At 66.7% G+C, this 19,350-nt stretch carries 20 protein-coding genes; 9 read left to right on the top strand and 11 right to left on the bottom strand.

Features of this window, described 5'->3' with window-relative positions; translation table 11 throughout:
• Position 1: 1 nt before the first annotated feature.
• Genes AC5P9P_RS06250 through ccmA form a run of 6 tightly spaced genes read right to left on the bottom strand, consistent with a single transcriptional unit; the run spans position 2 to position 4,640 of the window.
• Complete coding sequence (locus AC5P9P_RS06250; RefSeq protein WP_049432757.1) at positions 2–1,921, bottom strand: heme lyase CcmF/NrfE family subunit; 1,920 nt, start codon at positions 1,919–1,921, stop codon at positions 2–4.
• Positions 1,922–2,383, bottom strand: coding sequence for a cytochrome c maturation protein CcmE (gene ccmE, locus AC5P9P_RS06245; protein ID WP_005410343.1), 462 nt, complete (start codon positions 2,381–2,383; stop codon positions 1,922–1,924). It lies immediately after the preceding gene.
• Positions 2,380–2,568, bottom strand: a complete 189-nt coding sequence (locus AC5P9P_RS06240; protein ID WP_033832946.1) for a heme exporter protein CcmD — start codon at positions 2,566–2,568, stop codon at positions 2,380–2,382. The genes ccmE and AC5P9P_RS06240 overlap by 4 nt, the downstream gene beginning before the upstream one ends.
• Complete coding sequence (ccmC, locus tag AC5P9P_RS06235; RefSeq protein ID WP_033832945.1) at positions 2,565–3,335, bottom strand: heme ABC transporter permease CcmC; 771 nt, start codon at positions 3,333–3,335, stop codon at positions 2,565–2,567. Before ccmC ends, AC5P9P_RS06240 begins: the two co-directional genes overlap by 4 nt.
• A gap of 43 nt (positions 3,336–3,378) precedes the next feature.
• A complete protein-coding gene (gene ccmB / locus AC5P9P_RS06230) occupies positions 3,379–4,074 on the bottom strand; it encodes a heme exporter protein CcmB (RefSeq protein WP_005410340.1) in 696 nt (231 codons plus the stop codon).
• Positions 4,071–4,640 carry a heme ABC exporter ATP-binding protein CcmA gene (gene ccmA, locus AC5P9P_RS06225; protein ID WP_407070841.1) on the bottom strand — a complete coding sequence of 190 codons (570 nt, stop codon included), beginning with the start codon at positions 4,638–4,640 and terminating at the stop codon, positions 4,071–4,073. Before ccmA ends, ccmB begins: the two co-directional genes overlap by 4 nt.
• Positions 4,641–4,887: 247 nt before the next feature.
• Here ccmA and AC5P9P_RS06220 point away from each other — a divergent pair, with 247 nt between their 5' ends.
• The 3 genes from AC5P9P_RS06220 (at position 4,888) to AC5P9P_RS06210 (ending at position 7,394) form a co-directional block, all read left to right on the top strand.
• Positions 4,888–6,036 carry a pyridoxal phosphate-dependent aminotransferase gene (locus AC5P9P_RS06220; protein WP_164133351.1) on the top strand — a complete coding sequence of 383 codons (1,149 nt, stop codon included), beginning with the start codon at positions 4,888–4,890 and terminating at the stop codon, positions 6,034–6,036.
• Between the two features lie 13 nt (positions 6,037–6,049).
• The gene (locus tag AC5P9P_RS06215) at positions 6,050–6,856 is read left to right on the top strand and encodes an amidohydrolase (RefSeq protein WP_032966922.1); all 807 of its coding nucleotides are present in this window, start codon (positions 6,050–6,052) and stop codon (positions 6,854–6,856) included.
• A gap of 103 nt (positions 6,857–6,959) precedes the next feature.
• Positions 6,960–7,394: a hypothetical protein gene (locus AC5P9P_RS06210; protein WP_005410336.1), complete on the top strand. Its 435-nt coding sequence runs from the start codon at positions 6,960–6,962 to the stop codon at positions 7,392–7,394.
• On the opposite strand, the gene AC5P9P_RS06205 is transcribed toward AC5P9P_RS06210, so the two are convergent.
• Complete coding sequence (locus AC5P9P_RS06205) at positions 7,381–7,674, bottom strand: hypothetical protein (protein ID WP_049402653.1); 294 nt, start codon at positions 7,672–7,674, stop codon at positions 7,381–7,383. The genes AC5P9P_RS06210 and AC5P9P_RS06205 overlap by 14 nt on opposite strands.
• Positions 7,675–8,024: 350 nt before the next feature.
• Here AC5P9P_RS06205 and AC5P9P_RS06200 point away from each other — a divergent pair, with 350 nt between their 5' ends.
• Positions 8,025–8,432, top strand: a complete 408-nt coding sequence (locus AC5P9P_RS06200) for a hypothetical protein (protein WP_033832942.1) — start codon at positions 8,025–8,027, stop codon at positions 8,430–8,432.
• 68 nt (positions 8,433–8,500) lie between these two features.
• Here AC5P9P_RS06200 and AC5P9P_RS06195 read toward each other — a convergent pair whose 3' ends face one another.
• Positions 8,501–9,655: an MFS transporter gene (locus AC5P9P_RS06195; RefSeq protein ID WP_495232654.1), complete on the bottom strand. Its 1,155-nt coding sequence runs from the start codon at positions 9,653–9,655 to the stop codon at positions 8,501–8,503.
• A gap of 90 nt (positions 9,656–9,745) precedes the next feature.
• Between AC5P9P_RS06195 and AC5P9P_RS06190 the strand changes: the two genes are divergently transcribed.
• On the top strand, positions 9,746–10,534 hold the full coding sequence (locus AC5P9P_RS06190; protein ID WP_049402655.1) for an AraC family transcriptional regulator: 789 nt from the start codon (positions 9,746–9,748) through the stop codon (positions 10,532–10,534).
• Between the two features lie 116 nt (positions 10,535–10,650).
• On the opposite strand, the gene AC5P9P_RS06185 is transcribed toward AC5P9P_RS06190, so the two are convergent.
• The 3 genes from AC5P9P_RS06185 to AC5P9P_RS06175 are packed head-to-tail and all read right to left on the bottom strand — an operon-like array spanning position 10,651 to position 14,066.
• A complete protein-coding gene (locus AC5P9P_RS06185) occupies positions 10,651–12,279 on the bottom strand; it encodes a pseudouridine synthase (protein WP_322534840.1) in 1,629 nt (542 codons plus the stop codon).
• Positions 12,272–13,147: an SMC-Scp complex subunit ScpB gene (scpB, locus tag AC5P9P_RS06180; protein ID WP_164133354.1), complete on the bottom strand. Its 876-nt coding sequence runs from the start codon at positions 13,145–13,147 to the stop codon at positions 12,272–12,274. Before scpB ends, AC5P9P_RS06185 begins: the two co-directional genes overlap by 8 nt.
• Positions 13,148–13,160: 13 nt before the next feature.
• Positions 13,161–14,066, bottom strand: a complete 906-nt coding sequence (locus tag AC5P9P_RS06175; RefSeq protein WP_005410330.1) for a segregation and condensation protein A — start codon at positions 14,064–14,066, stop codon at positions 13,161–13,163.
• Positions 14,067–14,440: 374 nt separating this feature from the next.
• Here AC5P9P_RS06175 and AC5P9P_RS06170 point away from each other — a divergent pair, with 374 nt between their 5' ends.
• The 4 genes from AC5P9P_RS06170 to AC5P9P_RS06155 all read left to right on the top strand — a co-directional run bounded on the left by AC5P9P_RS06170 (position 14,441) and on the right by AC5P9P_RS06155 (position 19,332).
• On the top strand, positions 14,441–14,740 hold the full coding sequence (locus tag AC5P9P_RS06170) for a YciI family protein (protein ID WP_005410329.1): 300 nt from the start codon (positions 14,441–14,443) through the stop codon (positions 14,738–14,740).
• Between the two features lie 20 nt (positions 14,741–14,760).
• Entirely contained in the window at positions 14,761–15,012 is a 252-nt protein-coding gene (locus AC5P9P_RS06165; protein WP_032963317.1) for a BolA family protein, read from the top strand.
• 149 nt (positions 15,013–15,161) lie between these two features.
• Complete coding sequence (locus tag AC5P9P_RS06160; RefSeq protein WP_012480808.1) at positions 15,162–16,199, top strand: LacI family DNA-binding transcriptional regulator; 1,038 nt, start codon at positions 15,162–15,164, stop codon at positions 16,197–16,199.
• Positions 16,200–16,275: 76 nt separating this feature from the next.
• Positions 16,276–19,332, top strand: coding sequence for a TonB-dependent receptor (locus AC5P9P_RS06155; RefSeq protein ID WP_033832936.1), 3,057 nt, complete (start codon positions 16,276–16,278; stop codon positions 19,330–19,332).
• Positions 19,333–19,350: the final 18 nt, after the last annotated feature.

Genomic DNA, 19,350 nt, shown 5'->3' with positions numbered 1-19,350 from the left:
CCTACGGACGACGGAAACGGCGGTCGGCGGCGGCGATGAATCCGCCCAGGGCCATCAACAGCGCGCCCAGCCAGATCCAGCGCACGAACGGCTTGATATGCACCCGTACCGCCCATGCATTGTTGCCCAGCGGCTCGCCCAATGCCACGTAGACATCGCCGTCGAAGCGTGCATCGATGCCGGCCTCGGTCATCACCTGGCCGCCGCTGGCGTACTGGCGCTTCTCCGGGTGCAGCAGGGCCAGTTCGCGGCCGTCGCGGAATACCCGCAGGTGACCGCGGTCGGCGATGAAATTGGGGCCTTCGCGGTGGTCCACGCCCTCGAAGCTCACTTCGTAGCGACCGACCACCAGCTGCTGACCCGGGGCCAGCGCCACTTCGCGCTGCACGTTCAAGGCTTCCACCAGCAGCGCGCCGGCCAGGAACACGGCGATGCCGGCGTGGGCAACTATCATGCCGAGCATTTCGGCGGTGAAGCGGCCGTTGCCGCGCAGTCGCTGCCAGACGAAGCGTGCGGTACCGAGTGCGACCCAGGCCGCAGCGGCCACGCCGATGCCGGCCTTCCAGCCGTTCTGCGGCGCCTGCCACCAGGCCAGCGCGCCCAGCAGCAGCGCCAGGCCCAGCCACGGTGCCAGCAGCGCGAAGGCGCGCGAGGGCTGGTCACGCTGCCATTTCACCAGTGGGCCGAACGGCAGCAGCAGGATCATTGGCGCCATCAGCAGCAGGAACAGGCTGCCGAAGTAGGGCGGGCCGACCGAGATCTTGCCCAGCGACAGCGCATCGGCCAGCAACGGATACAGCGTGCCGAGCAGCACCATCGCGCAGGCCGTGGCCAGCAGCAGGTTGTTGGCCAGCAGCAGGGTCTCGCGCGAGGTGGCGGTGAAGCCACGGCGCGGGTCGTCGGCGTCCACGCTCAGCTGGCTGGCGCGCAGCGCGTACAGCAGCAGGCTGCCACCGACCAGCACCGACAGGAACACCAGGATGAACAGGCCACGCGAGGGATCGGCGGCGAACGAATGCACGCTGGTCAGCACACCGGAGCGCACCAGGAAGGTGCCCAGCAGCGACAGCGCGAAGGCCGCGATCGCCAGCAGCAGGGTCCAACTGCCGAACGTGCCGCGCTTCTCAGTGACGGCCTGCGAATGGATCAGTGCCGCACCGACCAGCCATGGCATGAAGCTGGCGTTCTCCACCGGGTCCCAGAACCACCAGCCACCCCAGCCCAGCTCGTAGTAGGCCCACCAGCTGCCCAGCGCGATGCCCAGGGTCAGGAAGCCCCAGGCGACGTTGGTCCAGGGTCGCGTCCAGCGCAGCCAGCGCGCATCCACGCGACCTTCCAGCAGCGCCGCCACCGCGAATGCGAACGGAACGGCGAAACCCACGTAACCGATGTACAGCATCGGTGGATGGATGATCAGCCCCGGGTCCTGCAGCAGTGGGTTGAGATCGCGCCCTTCCAGCGGCGCCGGGTTCAGGCGCAGGAACGGGTTGGAAGTGAATATCAGGAAGGCGAGGAAGCCAACGCTGACGATGCCCATCACCGCCAGTACGCGCGCCTGCACCGGTGCCGGCAGGTGCCGGGAGAACAGCGCCACCGCGCCGGTCCACAATGCCAGCACCAGCGCCCACATCAGCAGTGAGCCTTCATGCGCGCCCCAGACCGCCGAATAGCGGTAGATCATCGGAAGCAGCGAATTGGAGTTCTCGGCCACGTAGCGCACTGAGAAATCCTGCTGCACGAACGCGGCGGTCAGCACCGCGAACGCGCCGGCGAGCAGCAGCAGCTGCGCGAACGCGGCTGGCCGTGCCACCGCCATCCATGCCGTGTTGTTGCGATGTGCGCCGACCAGCGGCAGGCCGGCCTGCAGCAGCGAGGCCAGCAATGCGCACATCAGCAGGATCTGACCCAGTTCGGGCAGCACTCAGCGCACCTCGGGGGCCGTCACCGGCACATCGTGCTTGCGGTGGGCATCGCCCATCTTGTCGGCCACTTCCTTCGGCACGTACTTCTCATCGTGCTTGGCCAGCACTTCGTCGGCGACGAAGGTGCCGTCCTGCAGGCGGCCGCTGGCGACCACCGCCGTGCCTTCGGCGAACATGTCTGGCAGGATCCGCGAGGTGGTCACTGCCAGCTGCGCGTCGCCGTCGGTCACTTCGAAACGTGCTTCCAGCGAGCCGACCGGCCGATTGAAGGAGCCCTTCACCACCATGCCGCCCAAGCGGAAGCGCGACTGCGCATCGACATCACCGCGCAGCACTTCCGAAGGCGTGTACAGATAGGCGATGTTGCGCTCCAGTGCCATCGCCACCAGCGCAGTGGCCAGCCCGGAGGCGAGCAGGGCCAGCAGCACCCATGCCAAGCGGCGACGCTGTACCGGGGTCATCGTTCCAGCTCCGTCGACAGCGGCGCAGCTGCGTCCCGCCTGCCGGCGCGGGTCTGCTGCCGCTGCTGGCGGGCCAGCGCCAGCCGGCGTGCCACGCGCAGGCGCAGCCACGAACCGAGGGCATCGGCGCTGAGTACCAGCACGAATACGGCGTAGGCGCCGATCACATAGGGCAGGTGGGTCATGGCTGGGCCTCCCGTGAGGCGCGCGCCGCATCGACACGGCCGCCGACCCAGGCCTTGCCGGCCTCGCGGTCGAGATTGTCGGCGCGGGCCTTGGCCAGCACCGAACCGGCGAACCAGAACTTGGTGCCGATCACCATCCACCACAGCGGCGCGATCATCGCGCTGCTGATTGCCGATTCACCGAACACGTTGATCGACTGGCGCTGGTGCAGGCCACCCCACCAGTCCACCGAATAGCGGATCACCGGCAGCAGGCTGACACCTACAATGGCCAGCAGCCCAGCGGCGCGCGCGGCGCTGCGGCGGTCCTCGATGGCGTGGTACAGGCCGATCACGCCCAGGTACAGGAACAGCAGTACCAGTTCGCTGGTCATGCGCGGGTCCCAGTCCCACCAGGTGCCCCAGGTGCCCTTGCCCCAGATGCTGCCGGTCAGCAGGGTGATCAGGGTGAAGCCGGCGCCCATCGGCGCGCAGGCCATGGCCAGGATCTCGCAGACCTTGATCCGCCAGATCAGCGCGATGGCGGCATACAGCGCCATCAGCGCGAACACGAACAGGCTCATCCAGGCACTGGGCACGTGGATGTAGAGGATGCGGAAGCTGTCCAGCTGCTTGGCTTCCGGCGGCACCACCAGCAGCGCCTGCCACATGCCGACCAGCAGCACCGGCACCGCCGCGAGGTAGAACACCCGCGACCAGCGGGCAGCGAAACGGTCGAACGTGGGAGGCGAACCGAGTTGGTGGAACCAGCGGACAATCGGATTCATGCGTGGCGGCTATCCAGCAGGGGTGGATTGGCTCTCAGCTCGGTCAACTCAGAGAAATACGTATTGCAGCGGCAGTGGCCAGCGGCGCCAGCACCAGCGCGAGCAGCAGGCCAGCGCCCAGCATCAGCAGCGCACCGACTGGATCCTGCCCGCGTCCGGCTGCCGCCAGGCTGCCGGCGCCGAACACAAGCACCGGCACGTACAGCGGCAGCGACAGCAGCGCCACGAGAATACCAGAGCGTCGGATGCCAACGGTCAGTGCGGCGACCACGCCACCGATCAGGCTCAGCAACGGCGTTCCCAGCAGCAACGATGCCAGCAACATCGGCAGCTGGTCATGCGGCAGATGCAGCATTTCGGCCAACAGCGGGCTGACCACGATCAGCGGCAGCGCAGTGGTCGCCCAGTGCAGGAGCACGCGCACCAGCACCAGCCAGGCCAGCGGCACCGGCGCCAGCAGCCACTGTTCCAGCGAGCCATCTTCGGCGTCGGAACGGAACAGTGAATCCAGCGACAGCTGTCCCGCCAGCAGCACGGCCAGCCACAGCACCGCGCCGGCGGTGGCGGCCAGCAGCTGTGGTTCGCGGCCTTGGGCCAGCGCGAACAGCACCACTACCAGCACCGCGAACAGCAGTGGTTGCAGCGCATCGCCGCGGCGGCGCCAGAGCAGGCGCAGGTCGCGCTTGAGCAGGGCGCCTGCGGTCTGCCACAGGCCTGGTTCGGTACCCGGCGCGATCATGCGGCACCGCCGAGGTCGAGCTGGCGGGTACGCACCGGCGGTGCGGCATAGGCGCCATGGGTGGTGACCAGCGCAGCGCCGCCGGCACGCAGGTGCGCCGAGATCATCCGGTTGACCAGGGTGATGCCCTCCAGGTCGAGGTTGGCATAGGGTTCGTCCAGCAGCCACAGCGGCGCCGGCGACAGCCAGATGCGTGCCAGTGCCAGCCGCCGCTTCTGCCCGGCGGACAGATGCCGAACGAGGGTGTCCTCATAACCGGCCAGGCCCACGATGGCCAGCGCGTTGCCGGGCATCTGCCGCGCACGCCGTCCATGCAGGCCGCACAGGAAGTGCAGGTTCTCCAGCGTGTCCAGGTCTGGCTTCAGGGCCGGCAGATGGCTGAGGTAGGCCACGTAGCGTGCACGTTCGGCATTGCTCGCCGGCTTGCCGTCGATCCGCACCTGGCCGGCGCCGGGCCGGGCCAGGCCGGCCAGCACGCGCAGCAGGGTGGTCTTGCCGGCGCCATTGCCGCCCTGCACCAGCAGGGCTTCGCCGGCGTCCACATGGAAGTCCAGCGGGCCGAACACCGGCTCGTCATTGCGGGAGAAGCTCAGGCCGCTGGCGGCCAGCAATGCAGGGGTGTTCAAGGGGCAGGGGTCTTCATGCCGGAGTGCGATGGCAATTGTAGCGGTGAATGCCGATGGTAGTGCCGGCCGCTGGCCGGCAGATGCGACCCGGCGTCGCAGATCGTCCCAGGGGTGCTGGCCAGCGGCCGGCACTACCGACGCGCGGATTGCGTAAACTCGCAGGCCTGTTCCCCCACAGCCCAGGCCGATGCAACCGAACACCAAGCTGCCCAAGGTCGGTACCACGATCTTCACCGTGATGTCCCAGCTCGCCGCCGAACACGGCGCAGTCAACCTGGGCCAGGGTTTCCCGGACTTTTCGGCGCCGCAGCGCCTGATCGACGAGACCGCCAGGGCGATGGCCGCCGGGCTGAACCAGTACCCGCCGATGACCGGCGTGGCGCCGCTGCGCCAGGCCATCGCGCAGAAGGCGCTGGACTGCTACGGCGCGCAGGTCGATGCGGACAGCGAGATCACCGTCACCAGTGGCGGTACCGAGGCCATCTTCAACGCCATCCACGCCGTGGTGCGTGCCGGCGAGGAAGTGATCGTGCTCGACCCGGCGTATGACTGCTATGAACCGGCGATCGACCTGGCCGGTGCCAAGGCCGTGCATGTGTCGCTGGATCCGCAGACCTTCGCGGTCGACTGGGACCGCGTGCGTGCGGCGATCACCCCGCGCACCCGCATGCTGATCGTCAACACCCCGCACAACCCGTCCGGCGCGATGCTGTCGGCGCAGGACATGCAGGCACTGGCCGAGCTGCTGCGTGGCACGCAGATCTATCTGATCTCCGATGAGGTGTACGAACACATCATCTACGACGGCTGCCGCCATGAATCGGCGCTGCGCTACCCGGAACTGCGCGAGCGCGCGTTCGTCATCTCCAGCTTCGGCAAGACCTATCACTGCACCGGCTGGAAGATCGGCTATGCGATCGCACCGCCGGCACTGACCGCCGAGTTCCGCAAGGTGCACCAGTACAACACCTTCACCAGCTTCGGCCCGGCGCAGTATGGCTTCGCCGCGATGATCCGCGACGAACCCGAACACCACCTGGAGCTGGGCGCGTTCTACCAGGCCAAGCGCGACCGTTTCCGCGAGCAGCTGGCCGGCACCCGCCTGAAGGCGCTGCCGGTCCCCGGCGGCTACTTCCAGCTGGTCGACTACTCGGCCATCAGCGACCTGCCGGACCATGAGTTCGTGAAGTGGCTGACCATCGAGAAGGGCGTGACCGCGATCCCGCTGTCGCCGTTCTACGAAAACCCGCCGGCCGGCCAGCGCCTGGTGCGCCTGTGCTTTGCCAAGAATGAAGCAACGATGGACGCGGCGATCGAACGCCTGCGCCTGCTCTGAGCGAGGCTTGAACATGCAGGACCTGCGCATTTCCCTCGTCCAGGGCGACACCCGCTGGCACGATCCGGCCGGCAACCGCGCCTACTACGGCGCGCTGCTGGCACCGCTGGCCGGCACCACCGACCTGGTGATCCTGCCGGAGACCTTCACCAGTGGTTTCTCCAACGACGCCATTGCCCAGGCCGAAGGCATGGACGGCCCGACCGTGGCCTGGGTGCGCGAACAGGCCAGGACCTTGAACGCGGCGGTGATCGGCAGCGTGCAGCTGCGCGACGGCGAGGGCGTCTACAACCGCCTGCTGTTCGCCACGCCCGATGGCGACCTGCAGTACTACGACAAGCGCCACCTGTTCCGTTACGGCGGCGAGCACGAGCGCTATGCCGCCGGTCGCGACCGCCTGAGCGTGGAATGGAAGGGCTGGCGGATCAATCCGCAGGTCTGCTACGACCTGCGTTTCCCGGTGTTCTGCCGCAACCGCTACAACGTGGAGCGTCCGCAGCAGCTGGATTTCGACCTGCAGATCTTCGTCGCCAACTGGCCGTCGGCGCGCGCCTATGCGTGGAAGACCCTGCTGCGTGCGCGGGCGATCGAGAACCTGTGCTTCGTGGCGGCGGTGAACCGCGTCGGCGTCGATGGCAACCAGCTGCACTACGCAGGCGACAGCGCGGTGCTGGATTTCCTGGGCCAGCCGCAGGTGGAAATCCGCGAACGCGAACAGGTGGTCACCACCACCATCTCGGCCGAGGCGCTGGCCGCACACCGCGCGCGTTTCCCGGCGATGCTCGATGCCGATGCCTTCCACCTGGACGAACAGGCCTGAGCGACGGCCTGAACACTGCTGCACCAGCGCGTGCGCCTGCATCCAACGTGCACGCGCGCGCTGCTAGATTCGCCGGCAGTCCGACCGAACTGGAAGTCCTGCCATGAACAAGCCCTTCGCCCTGCTGCTTGCCCTGTCTGCCGCATCGCTGGCCCCGGCCGCGCACGCCGCTGGCAACCTCGACTGCGAGCTGCGCTACAACCTCTCTGGCTGGTCGCTGATCTACAAGACTGCATCCGGCAATGGCACGGTCACCTGCAGCAATGGCGCCAGCATGCCGGTGCGCATCCAGATGAAGGGCGGCGGCCTGACCGTGGGCAAGTCGAAGATCACCAACGGACGTGGCAGCTTCACCGGCGCAGTCAGCGTCAACGAGCTGCTGGGTACTTACGCCTCGGTGGGCGCGCATGCCGGTGCGGTGAAGTCCAGCAACGCGCAGGTGATGACCAAGGGCGACATCTCGCTGGCCCTGTCCGGTACCGGCAAGGGCTGGGATCTGGGCGTGGACGGCACCGCGTTCACCCTCAGTCGGCGCTGAGGCGCGACGGCGCGGCAGTTCCCCAGCTGATGCGGATGTAGTGCTGTTCGGAATCGCTCAACAACCGTTCGACACCGAAACCATTCTTCAGCAGCTGTGCGACCACATCTTCGACGAGCTGCTCGCTGGCCATCACCTGGCTGAAGCCGAACACGATGTAGCGGCGGCCATTTTCCGAGCCGATCTGGATGGCGTTGTCGAGATCGCGGTAGAACAGTTCGATCGGGCGCTTGGCGGCATCGACGTTGGCGCGGGCCTGTTCGGCGGTGATGGTGATCATGGGCATCTGCCTTGTGTGGGAGCGCGACGATAGCCAGCAACCGGATGTGAATTCCGGGCGTGGTGCACAACACCTCGTGTTTGCAGCAATTCCTAACCCGGGGTGTGAACATTGGGACAGGCACGAAATGTGCTGCGCGATGGTGGGCATCCTGCATCGACGTGAAGTCATCAGGAAGGGATGGGTGGCAGCCCCAGCGCAGGCGTGCAATGTCCCCGCCCACAAGGGATCCCGCCGTGATCCGGGGGCTGTGTGCGCGCAGCGATTAACGTTTCCTTGATCCCGCAGTAACCCTGCAGTGAATAACAGGGACATCCCAGCGATTCTGCTGGGATCATAGGAGACGCTGAATGGAGCTCAGAACGTCCGTGCTGCTCGTGGCCCTCATCGCCGCGCCCGCCATCGCCCACGCCGAAGTCTGCCTGTCCGACAGCGGAATCGTCGTGTCCTGTCCAAGGCTGTTGCCGCATCCCGTGACGTCCCGGTTCGAGATTGGGACCTTGCCGCGTGTGGCGGGCTCGCCCTCGGAAATCTACATCACAGGGGGCGGCCAGGTGGATGGAACGAGTAATTTCTCGGTGTATGCCAATGGCCAGTTCCTGTGCCGTACCAATGACAATCTCGACGGTGGCAACACCACGCCGATCCGACATTGCACCGCGACCATCGCAACGCCTGGAACCTACGTGATCTCGGCGTCGCGCAACAATGCCGGCAACTTCCTGGCGCCGATGGACGAAGTGATCAACGTCCAGTAGTCGGTTGCCCGCTGATCCTGGCCCCGGGGCAGGGACCCGGGGTCCCCATGGCCGCAGGAGCGGTTTCTTCACCGAGGCGCTGCACGTCCCGGGCTTTCGCCGTCAATTGACCGACCCCGCTTCAGCCAGAGCGCCAGCAGGCCACACGCGATAACGGTCGGTGCCAGCATCTGCACTGCACCGACCAGCGCCATCGCCGCACCGATCAACAGGTAGTAGAGCAGGCCGAACAGCGCGCCTGCGCTGCCACGACAGTGTGGATAGCCGCGCAGGGCCTGGCCGAGCACATTGGGAATGGCAAGGCCGAAGCCCGTCACCACCGGTACCATCGCCACGATCAGGGCCGGGTGATCATGCAGCAGCGCGGCCAGCAGGCCTCCCGTCAGGACCAGTCCCGCGGCGATGCGGATGCGCGTGGTTGCGGCAACGCCTGCACGCAGCAGGCGGCCATTGCCCCACGCGCCCAGTGCCGAGCCCAGTGCCAGCACCGCGCCGCTGGCGCCGAACCAGGTGGCTGGCCAGTGCAGGCGCGCAAACACGAAGGGGCCGAGCACATACCAGCTGTACATAGCCACGTTGAAGGCCATCACCAGCAACGCGTGTGACCAGATCCAGCGATCGCGCAGCAGTTCCCGCAGCAGCGGCAGCATGGGCACGTGCGGGATCTGTGCAGGGCGGCTTTCGCGCAGGCCCGCCAGGCATGCGACTGCCAGCAGGGCAGCGATCAGCAGCAGGCCGGACTGTACGCCGACATAGCCATGGGCGGCGACCAGCAGCGTGCCCAGTGCAAGGCCGATGGCCGGGCTCAGGGCCAGGGCCATGGCGATCCAGGAGAACGCCTGCGCCAACGCGAGTCCCTGCAGGTGGTCGCGTAGTACGGTCTGGGTTACCACCGAGGCCGCCGCCGCACCCAGTGCGGCCAGTGCCTGTGCCAGCAGGACCTGGCCGAAGGTGCTGGCCAGCAGGCCGCCGCAGGCGGCCAGTGCGAACACGGCCAGGCCGCATAGCAGGGCAGGGCGACGACCGATACGATCGGCCAGGCGCCCCCACAGCAGCACGCCTGCAGCGAAGCCGAACAGGTACAGGCTCATGGCCTGGCTGGCGGCACTCGGCGGCAGGGCGAAGCGTTCGGCCAGATCGGCCAGGGCCGGGCTGTACAGGGTCTGTGCCAACTGCGGGAACATCAGCAGTGCAATGGTGAGCAACAACAGGCGGCGCGACATGCGGGCGCTCCAGGAACAGGGCCGCGCATTGTGGTCGCGTCCGCAATGGCGCACTCTGTCTATCCTGTCATCGAATGTATGAAATCAGACATGGCCTGGTTGCAGCCGCACGCGCACTTCGACGCCGATGCCTGGAGTGCTCCGGTGCTGGGGATTGCAGCCTCACTGGCGGATCACGACTCGGGTTGGCACCAGCATGCACGCGCGCAGCTGCTGTACACCCGGCAGGGCTGCACGCGCCTGACCTACGGTGATCGCATCAGCCTGCTGCCGCCCGCGCGTGCCGCGTGGATTCCGGGCGGGCTGCTCCATCGCGCGCAGATGCGCCAGGCGGTCGACTACCGTTCGTTGTACTTCGACGCCGCGCTGTCGGCCCAGCTGCCCCGGCAGCCTGCGATCATCGGCGTGGGGCCGCTGCTGCAGGCCTTGCTGGAGCCGATCGCGCAGGCGCCGTTCGACCATGACTGGCAGTCGCCGCGCGCGCACCACCAACTGGCGTTGTGCGTGCTGGAAATCGCTGCTGCACCGGTGGCGCCGATGGACCTGCCTCTGCCTCGTGATCCGCGGATCGCACGGTGCCTCCCGGTGGCCGAACAGCTGCCGCCCGAACTGGGGGAGCTGGCCGCGCGCACGGGCCTGAGCGCGCGTACCGTCGGCCGGTTGATGCAGCGTGATACCGGCATGAGCTACCAGGCCTGGCGCCAGCAATGGCGCCTGATGCGGGCCATGGAGTTGCTGCTGCTTGGCCAACGCGTGGCGCACGTGGCGCAGGACACCGGCTTCTCCGCCGAGAGCCCGTTCATCGCCTTCTTCCGCGGCATGACCGGCACCACACCCGCCGCGTTCCAGCGCCACGCAAAAGGGGACGGAGGGGATTAAGTCGCTCTCGCCCCTTTGACACAGGCCGTGGCAAAAACGACTTAATCCCCTCCGTCCCCTTTTCAACGAAAAACCCCGGCCTGCGCCGGGGTTTTTCATTTCAGGCGTGCCGGTGATCAGCCGCCGCGCGGGCCGCTGCGGCGCGGGCCGCCCGGACCGCGGTTGCCGCCGGGGCCACCCGGGCCACGGTTGCCACCCGGACCGCCGGGGCCGCGATTGCCGCCCGGACCACGGTTGCCACCACCCGGCCCGCGACCGCCCGGACGGGCGCCCTGCGCCGGCTTGGGGCTGCCATACGGGTTGAAGCCCGGCGTGGCGTGGTCGGACGGGAAGCTCGGGGCATTGCCCGGATGACCATACGGGTGCTTGTTGCCATGGCCCTGCGAGCGGTTGCCGGCACCGGCCGGACGACCCTGGCCGCCTGCGCCGCCACGGCCTTCACCGCCGAAACCGCCACGGCCCTGTCCGCCACCGGCGCCCGGACCCTTCGGCTTGCCGTACGGACGGCCCTGGCCGCCTGCGCCCGGACCACGGGCACCCGGGCCGCGCGCGCCCGGACCGGCATTGCGATGGCCGCTCGGGCCCGTGCTCACGCCATCCGGCACGTACCAGGTGCGGAACGCGGCCGGGTTGCCTTCCGGCAGCGAACGGTCGTTCTTCTGGGTGCGCTGCTTGAACGGCTTCTGCGACTGCTTGGCTGCTGCTTCACCGCTGACCGTCAGGCCACCCTTGAAACCGCCGCCCTTGCCGCCGCGGCCACGGCCGCGGTCTTCGCGGACGTTGTCGAAGCGACGCAGCTCGCGGCCTTCGTCTGCGGTGTTATGGCCGTTGACGTAGGCATTGCCACGGCCACCTTCGCGCACGCGCACGGTGGTCTTGGCGGCGCGGCGCTGGCCGATCACCGGCTGCAGGGTCAGAGCCGACGGCGCGCCTTCTTCCAGCTTCAGCTGCGCACGCAGCGCTTCAACCTGGGCGGTGCCCAGTTCCACCGAATGGCCACGGGCCAGTTCGCGCGGCAGGCTCACCTTGCCGTAGCGGGTGCGCTTCAGGCGGCTGACCTGGCAGCCCTGCGACTCCCACAGGCGGCGCACTTCGCGGTTGCGGCCTTCCTTCACCACGACGCGGAACCAGTCGTGCGAGTCGGTGCCGCCGATGCGTTCGATCTCGTCGAACTTGGCCGGGCCGTCTTCCAGTGCCACGCCGCGTGCGAGGCGGTCGACGATGGCGTCGGAGACCTTCTCCTCGCCTTCCGGGGCGCGCACGCGCACCACGTACTCGCGCTCGACCTCGAACGACGGGTGCATCATGGCGTTGGCCAGTTCACCGTCGGTGGTGGCCAGCAGCAGGCCGGTGGTGTTGATGTCCAGGCGGCCGATGGCGATCCAGCGCGCGCCCTTCAGCGGCGGCAGCGATTCGAACACGGTCGGGCGGCCTTCGGGGTCTTCGCGGGTGGTCACTTCGCCTTCCGGCTTGTTGTAGACCAGCACGCGCGACGGTTCGGCCAGGGCGGTGGCGACGAAGCCGCGGCCATCCAGCTCGATCTTGTCGCCGCTCTTGACCGACATGCCGGTCTGCGCGACTTCACCGTTGACCTTGACCAGGCCTTCGGCGATGCGCTGTTCCAGCGCGCGGCGCGAACCCAGGCCGGCCTGGGCCAGCACCTTGTGCAGGCGCTCTTCCAGCTTGAACTGTTCGGAGGTGGCTTCGCGCTTCAGCGAGAGCTTGTTACGGGGGGTGTCACTCATCAGTTTTGCTCCGGCCGACGGTTTCGGGGTCGGCCTCTGGTTCGGAATCGGCTTGGTCAACAGCCACGGTCGTCATCGCGACGGCGTTGTCTTCGCGTTCGTTCAGGGGCACCGCGCGCTCGCCCGGCGCGGAATCGGGGTGCCCATCATCAAGGGGCGAAGGTGCTTGCTCATCGGAAGCCGGCGCAGTCGCTGCGTCGGCGGAATCGGGGATGTCGCTGCCGGCCAGGCCGGCGTCATCGTTGGCAGCAGCGCCATCGGCGCCAGCTGAAATGTCCGGACCCTCGGCACTGGCGGCGGCCGGTGCGTCGCGGTCCAGGGCCAGCTGGGGTTCCAGCTCGCCCAGGTCCTTCAGTTCCGACAGCGGCGGCAACTCGTCCAGGCGCTTCAGGCCGAAGTAGTCCAGGAAGCCCTTGGTGGTGCCGAACAGGGCAGGCTTGCCGGGCACGTCGCGGTGGCCGACCACGCGGATCCACTCGCGTTCCTCCAGCGCCTGGATGATGTTGCTGCTGACCGCCACGCCGCGCACCTGCTCGATCTCGCCACGAGTGATCGGCTGCCGGTAGGCGATCAGCGCCAGGGTTTCCAGGGTGGCACGGGTATAGCGGGTCTTGCGTTCGGTCCACAGCCGGCTGATCCAGCCATGCACTTCGCCGGTCACCTGGTAGCGGAAGCCGGAGGCGACCTCGACCAGTTCCACGCCACGGCCTTCGCAGGCTTCGCGCAGGCGCTCAAGCGCACGTTCGATGCTGCCCGGCGGTGCCGGCTCCTCTTCCGGGAACAGGTCTTTCAGCTGGGCCAGGGTGAGCGGCTGGCTGGAGGCCAGCAGGGCACCCTCGACAATGCGGTTGATCAGCGTTTGGTCCATCGGCAGTCAGCGCTCACTCGTTCTCGTTGGCGGCGTCGTTGTCGTCGAACTCGCTGCTGAACTGCAGCGGGGCATTGGTGTTACCGGCGGCCAGGGACTTCACGTAGATCGGCGCCAGCGGCTCTTCCTGGACGATGTCCAGCAGCTGTTCCTTGGCCAGTTCCAGCACCGCCAGGAACGTGACCAGCACGCCCAGCTTGCCTTCTTCTGCGGTGAACAGCCCTTCAAAACGGTAGAACTTGCCATCTTCAAGCCGGCCCAGCACTTCGCCCATGCGTTGCCGCACGCTCAGCGCCTCGCGCTTGATGGCGTGGCCACTGAACAGCTCGGCGCGCTTGAGCACGTCGTGCAGGGCCAGCAGCATTTCCTTCAGGTCCACCGGCGGCGGCAGCTTCACCGCAGCACGTTCGGGCATGAAGGCGTGTGCCACCGTGGTGTCGCGGTCCTGGCGGGGCAGGGCGTCGATGTCCTCGGCGGCCTGCTTGAAGCGTTCGTACTCCTGCAGGCGGCGCACCAGTTCGGCGCGCGGGTCGGCCTCATCGCCTTCCTCGCTGACCGGGCGCGGCAGCAGCATGCGCGACTTCACCTCGGCCAGGATCGCGGCCATGACCAGGTACTCGGCGGCCAGCTCGAAGCGCAGCTCGCGCATCACGGTGATGTATTCCACGTACTGCCGGGTGATCTCGGCCACGGGAATGTCCAGTACGTCCAGGTTCTGGCGGCGGATCAGGTACAACAGCAGGTCCAGCGGGCCTTCGAAGGCATCCAGGATGACTTCCAGCGCGTCCGGCGGGATGTACAGGTCCTGCGGAATCTGCAGGACCGGTTGCCCATGCACCACGGCCAGCGGCATTTCCTGCTGCTGGGGGGCGGGCGGCCGGGTTGGCGGGTTCGCGTCGAGCGCGAGTTCGGAAGTCATCTAATGGACATCAGGATTGCATCGGACCAGTCGCGGCAGCGGGTTCACCGGGCCAACGCCACGGCGCCCCACGGCACCAGACACGCCGGGATCGGCGCGATTCCACACATATCAAACAGCAGGACGCGCCGCAGGAAACGGCGGCGACGGAACTACGGGGAGGTCGTCTACGTGGCCCGGCCAGGTGGTCCGGTTCGAAGCAGCGGGACGGTCGTCGGGGGCTGCATTGGCCGCAGAAACCGACGGGCTGCTGCATCCAGCCACGTGCAATGGTGTCTAGGGTAAGCCTTTGTCGCGCCAGTGTCCAGCCGGGCTGGGGCGAGGGCGGCATTGGCTAGAATCTGCGCACCCGACAACGCAAGCGAGGAAATGCCGTGTGGTATGTGATTGAAGGCTATGACGGCCAGGACGTGCTGGCACAGCGACTGCAGGCACGTCCGGAACACCTGGCGCGCCTGCACGCGCTGCGCGACGAAGGCCGCCTGCTGCTGGCCGGACCGTGCCCGGCAGTAGACAGCGAGGACCCGGGCCCGGCCGGCTTCAGTGGTTCGGTGGTGATCGCGCAGTTCGAGTCGCTCGTGCAGGCCCAGGCCTGGGCTGATGCCGACCCTTACGTAGCCGCGGGCGTCTACACCCATGTACAGGTGCGTCCGTTCCGCAAGGTCCTGCCGTGAACGCGGAGCGGATCGAGCGGATGCGTGACGCACTGCAGCAGGCGCTGGCCCCCAGCGTGCTGGAAATCGAAGACGACAGTCATCGTCATGCCGGCCACGCCGGTGCGCGCGATGGCCGCGGCCATTTCAACGTGCATGTGGTCAGTGAACGCTTCGCCGGACTGGGTCCACTGGCCCGGCATCGCGCGGTCTATGCCGCGCTGGGCGCGATGATGGAGACCGACATCCACGCGCTGTCCATTCGCGCATTGACCCCGTCAGAACAGGGCTGAGCCCTTGTCCCACACTGTCCTGGCGGGTCCGTCTGCGGGCCCGCCACAGACAGATTTCCATGTCCATTTCAGGACATTCGCCTAACGGACTGTTTACAAGCCCAGATGGAAACGCTTACATTCCGCGCCAATGCTGGTAGGTCCAAGCCGTGGAGGGCGGCTTCGTGAACAAGGCAGCTATCACAATCAAAGACGTCGCTCGCGAAGCCCGGGTCTCCGTGGCCACGGTTTCCCGCGCGCTCAACGGGCATGAGAATGTCGCCGAACCGGTCCGCCAGCTTGTGCTGGAGGTGGCCGCACGGCTGCGTTACACCCCGCACGCCGCCGCCCGCAGCCTCAGCAGCCGTCGCACCAATACGGTGGGCGTGGTACTGCCTGACCTGTACGGCGAATTCTTCTCCGAGCTGATGCGCGGCATCGACAACGTCGCCCGCAACCGCCGCCAGCACCTGCTGGTGTCCAGTTACCACGGTGACCAGGAGCAGCAGGGCGCTGCCCTGCGCGCCATGCGCGGCCGCGTCGACGGCCTGCTGGTGCTCTCGCCCTATGCGGAGAGCCCGGGATTCCTGACCGACAACCTGCCGCAGTCATTGCCAACGGTGTTGATCAACACCTATCTGCCCGGGCAGGACCACCCGGTGCTGAGCATCGATGACCATGCCGGTGCGATGGCGATGACCCGCCATCTGCTTGACGCGGGTCACCGCCGTATCGCTTTCATTTCTGGCCCGGACCTCAACTTCGACGCGCGCGAGCGCCTGCGTGGCTTCCGTGACGCGTTGGCGGCTTTCGGCAGTGACGCCGAAGGCATCGAGCTGCCCGGTGATTTCGACGAAGCTTCCGGCCATCGCGCCGGTCAGGAGTTGTTGGCAGCCGGAGCGCTGCCTGATGCCGTGTTCGCCGCCAACGACATGATGGCGCTGGGTTGCCTGTATGCGTTCACGCAGGCAGGTGTCCACGTTCCGTCCGACGTCGCCCTGGCCGGTTTCGATGACATTCCACTGGCGCGTTTCGTCCACCCGTCGCTGACCACCATGCAGGTCAGCATCGCCGAACTCGGCGATCGGGCCATGACGCGCCTGATGCAGTTGATGGACGGCACCTCCACGGATGGGACAGGGGACAAGCAGACCCTGGTTCCCCGCTTGATAGTTCGCGATTCCACCACTCCGCCATCCGGCCGTTGAAGCCGGAGGCGTTCCTTCTTTTTTGATTGATCGCAGGGACCGCGCAAGCGGTTACCGCCACCCGGAGATTGAGTTGATGATGCACACCACCTTCCGCACGCCGGCACGCCGGCTGCTGAGCACCGCACTGGTCAGCTGCCTGATGCTGGCTGCTGCTCCGAACGTCATGGCGCAGTCGGCCAATGCCAGCCTGCGCGGCCAGGTTTCCGGCGCGCAGGCCGGCGCCGAGGTGACCGCCACCAACGTGGCCACCGGCACCGTCCGTCGCGGTACCGTCCGTGCCGATGGAAGCTACTCGCTGATGGGCCTGGACCCGGGCACCTATGACGTGGTCGCCAACGGCCAGTCGCAGAAGGTCACCGTCACCGTGGCCTCGACCGCTACCCTGAACTTTGCCGGCGCTGCCAGCAGCACCCCGGGTACGACCGCAGCCACCAACCTGGACACTGTCAACGTCGTCGCGCCGACCCTGCTGCAGGAAGTGCGCACGTCCGAAGTCGGCAAGACCGTCAGCCTGCAGCAGATCCAGACCACCCCGCAGGTCTCGCGCAACTTCCTGGAGTTCGCCGACGCGGTGCCGGGCATGATCTTCACCCGCGACGCCAAGGGCAACACCTCGCTGCGCGGCGGTGCCACCAACTCCGACGGCACCAACGTCTACATCGACGGTGTGGGCCAGAAGAGCTACGTCAAGGGCGGCGGCGTGGCCGGTCAGTCCGGCAGTGCCGGCAACCCGTTCCCGCAGCTGGCCATCGGCGAGTACAAGGTCATCACCGGCAACTACAAGGCCGAGTACGGCCAGGTGTCCAGTGCAGCGGTCACGGCCGCGACCAAGTCGGGTACCAACGAGTTCAAGGGTGAAACCTTCTACCGTTATACCAACGACAGCATGCGCGCGATGACCCCGGCCGAGCGTCAGCCGGGCAAGGGCAAGGAGGATTCGGCCGAGAAGGAATACGGTTTCGCCCTGGGCGGCCCGATCGTCAAGGACAAGGCCCACTTCTTCGTGACCTATGAAGCCAAGCGCTTCGATCTGCCGGTGACCATCGCACCGCATGGTTCGGTGACCAACAAGGCCAACCGCGTCCCGGCTGATGCCCAGGCCGGCCTGGGCCCGGCCAGCCAGCCGTTCCAGCAGGACCTGATCTTCGCCAAGGTCGACTTTGAGCCGACCGACAACGATCGCCTGGAACTGACCTTCCAGGACCGTGATGAAACCCAGCAGCAGTTCTCGGACCAGACCGCGCCGATGCACGGCAAGGAAACCAAGAACACTGACCGTCGTTACGCGCTGCGCTGGAACCACAGCGGTGAGCGTTACTACAACGAGCTGATGGTTACCCACGAGGATTCGTTCAACAATCCCAAGCCGCTGAGCATGGGCAACGGTTTCAACTACACCGCGCCGGACGGCAAGAGCGAGGAGCGCGCCATCGTCTCGATCGGTGGTTCCTCGGCAATGTCGTCGCAGGTGAAGGGCCAGAAGGGCTGGTCGATCGAAGACAACCTGACCCTGGATGGCATCCAGTGGGCGGGCGACCACACCATCAAGATGGGTGCCAAGTACAAGCAGATCGACCTGTACGCCTCCGATGCGGCGCAGATCAATCCGCAGTTCTACTACACCATCGACAACCCGACCTTCCCGGACAGCATCCCGTACAAGGCACAGTTCGTGAAGCCGGTCACCGGCGTGTCCGGCGTGTCCGGCGAAGTGCGCTCGAAGGTGAAGCAGATCGGTCTGTTCATCCAGGATGACTGGCAGGTCAACGACCACCTGCAGCTGAACCTCGGCCTGCGCTGGGACTACGAGAAGAACCCGTCCTATCTGGACTTCGTGACCCCGCCGGAAGTGGTCAATGCGCTGTTCGCGCAGGATCCGCGTGCCGCCGCTGGCCAGAGCTACGCCGACACGCTGGCGCTGAGCGGCCTGAACATCAACGATTACATCAGCAACGGCCACAACCGCAAGGCATTCAAGAATGCCTGGCAGCCGCGCCTGGGTTTCTCGTATGACATCAATGCCGACGAGCAGCACGTGATCCACGGTGGTGCCGGTCGTTCCTACGACCGCGACCTGTTCGACTACCTGCAGCTGGAAACCACCAAGCTGGCCCTGCCGCAGCCGACGATCTACTTCCGCAATCCGGCAACCGGTCAGTGCTTCCAGGGCAACGCCGCGTGCTATGACTGGAATCCGAACCTGCTCAACGGTATCGGCAACCTCCAGAGTCTGGTCGGTTCGACCAGCAATGCAGGCCTGGAAGTCGACCTGCTGAACAACAATCTGAAGGTGCCCTACGCTGACCAGTTCAGCCTGGGCATGAGCAACCAGATCGGCGACTGGCTGACCGACGCCACCATCTCGCGCACGCTCACCTATGACGGCTTCGCCTTCACCCTGGGCAACCGCTACCCGACCGGCAACTTCTTCGACGATCCGCGTCTGTGCGGTGGCACCGAAGCCGGTCTGGGTCAGGCGTGGAGCTGCAACGTGCCGGGCTTCGGCAGCCTGATCATCGGCCAGCAGGGCATCAAGACCCGTGCTACCCAGATCCTGTTGTCGGCGCAGAAGCCGTTCACCCAGGAAAGCGGCTGGGGCACCTCCATCGCCTATACCTGGACCACCGCCCGCCACAACCGTGACATCAACGAGCACTACGCGTTCGACCGTGGCGTGATCGGTGACTACCCGACCATCCGCTCCAACGGCGCGCCGCGTCACCGCCTAGTGGTGACCGGTTCGTATGCGGGCTTCTGGGGCATCACCTTCGGTGGCAAGATCACCCTGGCCACCCCGACCGCGATCAACGACTGGTACGGCGTGCCGCAGGCCAATGGTTTCGACCTGCCGACCCCGATGGCGGCGGTTCCGGGTGGCAACGGCAAGTTCCTGCTGGGTGGCAAGATCTTCGGTTATCGCTCGGTCGACCTGCAGGCGACGAAGACGTTCAAGATGCCGGGCGATACCGAGCTGTATGCGCGTATCGACATCATCAATGTGTTCAACTTCGACAATTTCTCGAACTACAACTACTACAAGAATGGCAAGTTGACCGCGAGCTACAACGAGACCGGCGACATCGTCGGTACGCCGCGCCAGGTCAAGGCCGAAGTGGGCTTCCGCTTCTAAGCCCGGATGGATGCATGA

It is taken from the genome of Stenotrophomonas sp. YJH_SMC_14-1 (assembly GCF_059372275.1).
The sequence above is the reverse complement of the archived record's forward strand: the minus strand, read 5'-3'. Positions and strand labels throughout refer to the sequence as shown.

What these genes read in the sequence shown, in the direction of transcription:
- ccmE (WP_005410343.1), bottom strand. Translation starts at nt 2,383, where the DNA reads ATGACCCCGGTACAGCGTCGCCGCTTGGCATGGGTGCTGCTGGCCCTG.
- AC5P9P_RS06185 (WP_322534840.1), bottom strand. Translation starts at nt 12,279, where the DNA reads ATGAGTGACACCCCCCGTAACAAGCTCTCGCTGAAGCGCGAAGCCACC.
- AC5P9P_RS06195 (WP_495232654.1), bottom strand. Translation starts at nt 9,655, where the DNA reads ATGTCGCGCCGCCTGTTGTTGCTCACCATTGCACTGCTGATGTTCCCG.
- AC5P9P_RS06165 (WP_032963317.1), top strand. Translation starts at nt 14,761, where the DNA reads ATGCGTGACGCACTGCAGCAGGCGCTGGCCCCCAGCGTGCTGGAAATC.
- ccmC (WP_033832945.1), bottom strand. Translation starts at nt 3,335, where the DNA reads ATGAATCCGATTGTCCGCTGGTTCCACCAACTCGGTTCGCCTCCCACG.
- AC5P9P_RS06215 (WP_032966922.1), top strand. Translation starts at nt 6,050, where the DNA reads ATGCAGGACCTGCGCATTTCCCTCGTCCAGGGCGACACCCGCTGGCAC.
- ccmB (WP_005410340.1), bottom strand. Translation starts at nt 4,074, where the DNA reads ATGATCGCGCCGGGTACCGAACCAGGCCTGTGGCAGACCGCAGGCGCC.
- AC5P9P_RS06220 (WP_164133351.1), top strand. Translation starts at nt 4,888, where the DNA reads ATGCAACCGAACACCAAGCTGCCCAAGGTCGGTACCACGATCTTCACC.
- scpB (WP_164133354.1), bottom strand. Translation starts at nt 13,147, where the DNA reads ATGGACCAAACGCTGATCAACCGCATTGTCGAGGGTGCCCTGCTGGCC.
- AC5P9P_RS06240 (WP_033832946.1), bottom strand. Translation starts at nt 2,568, where the DNA reads ATGACCCACCTGCCCTATGTGATCGGCGCCTACGCCGTATTCGTGCTG.
- AC5P9P_RS06175 (WP_005410330.1), bottom strand. Translation starts at nt 14,066, where the DNA reads ATGACTTCCGAACTCGCGCTCGACGCGAACCCGCCAACCCGGCCGCCC.
- AC5P9P_RS06205 (WP_049402653.1), bottom strand. Translation starts at nt 7,674, where the DNA reads ATGATCACCATCACCGCCGAACAGGCCCGCGCCAACGTCGATGCCGCC.
- AC5P9P_RS06200 (WP_033832942.1), top strand. Translation starts at nt 8,025, where the DNA reads ATGGAGCTCAGAACGTCCGTGCTGCTCGTGGCCCTCATCGCCGCGCCC.
- AC5P9P_RS06155 (WP_033832936.1), top strand. Translation starts at nt 16,276, where the DNA reads ATGATGCACACCACCTTCCGCACGCCGGCACGCCGGCTGCTGAGCACC.
- AC5P9P_RS06190 (WP_049402655.1), top strand. Translation starts at nt 9,746, where the DNA reads ATGGCCTGGTTGCAGCCGCACGCGCACTTCGACGCCGATGCCTGGAGT.
- AC5P9P_RS06210 (WP_005410336.1), top strand. Translation starts at nt 6,960, where the DNA reads ATGAACAAGCCCTTCGCCCTGCTGCTTGCCCTGTCTGCCGCATCGCTG.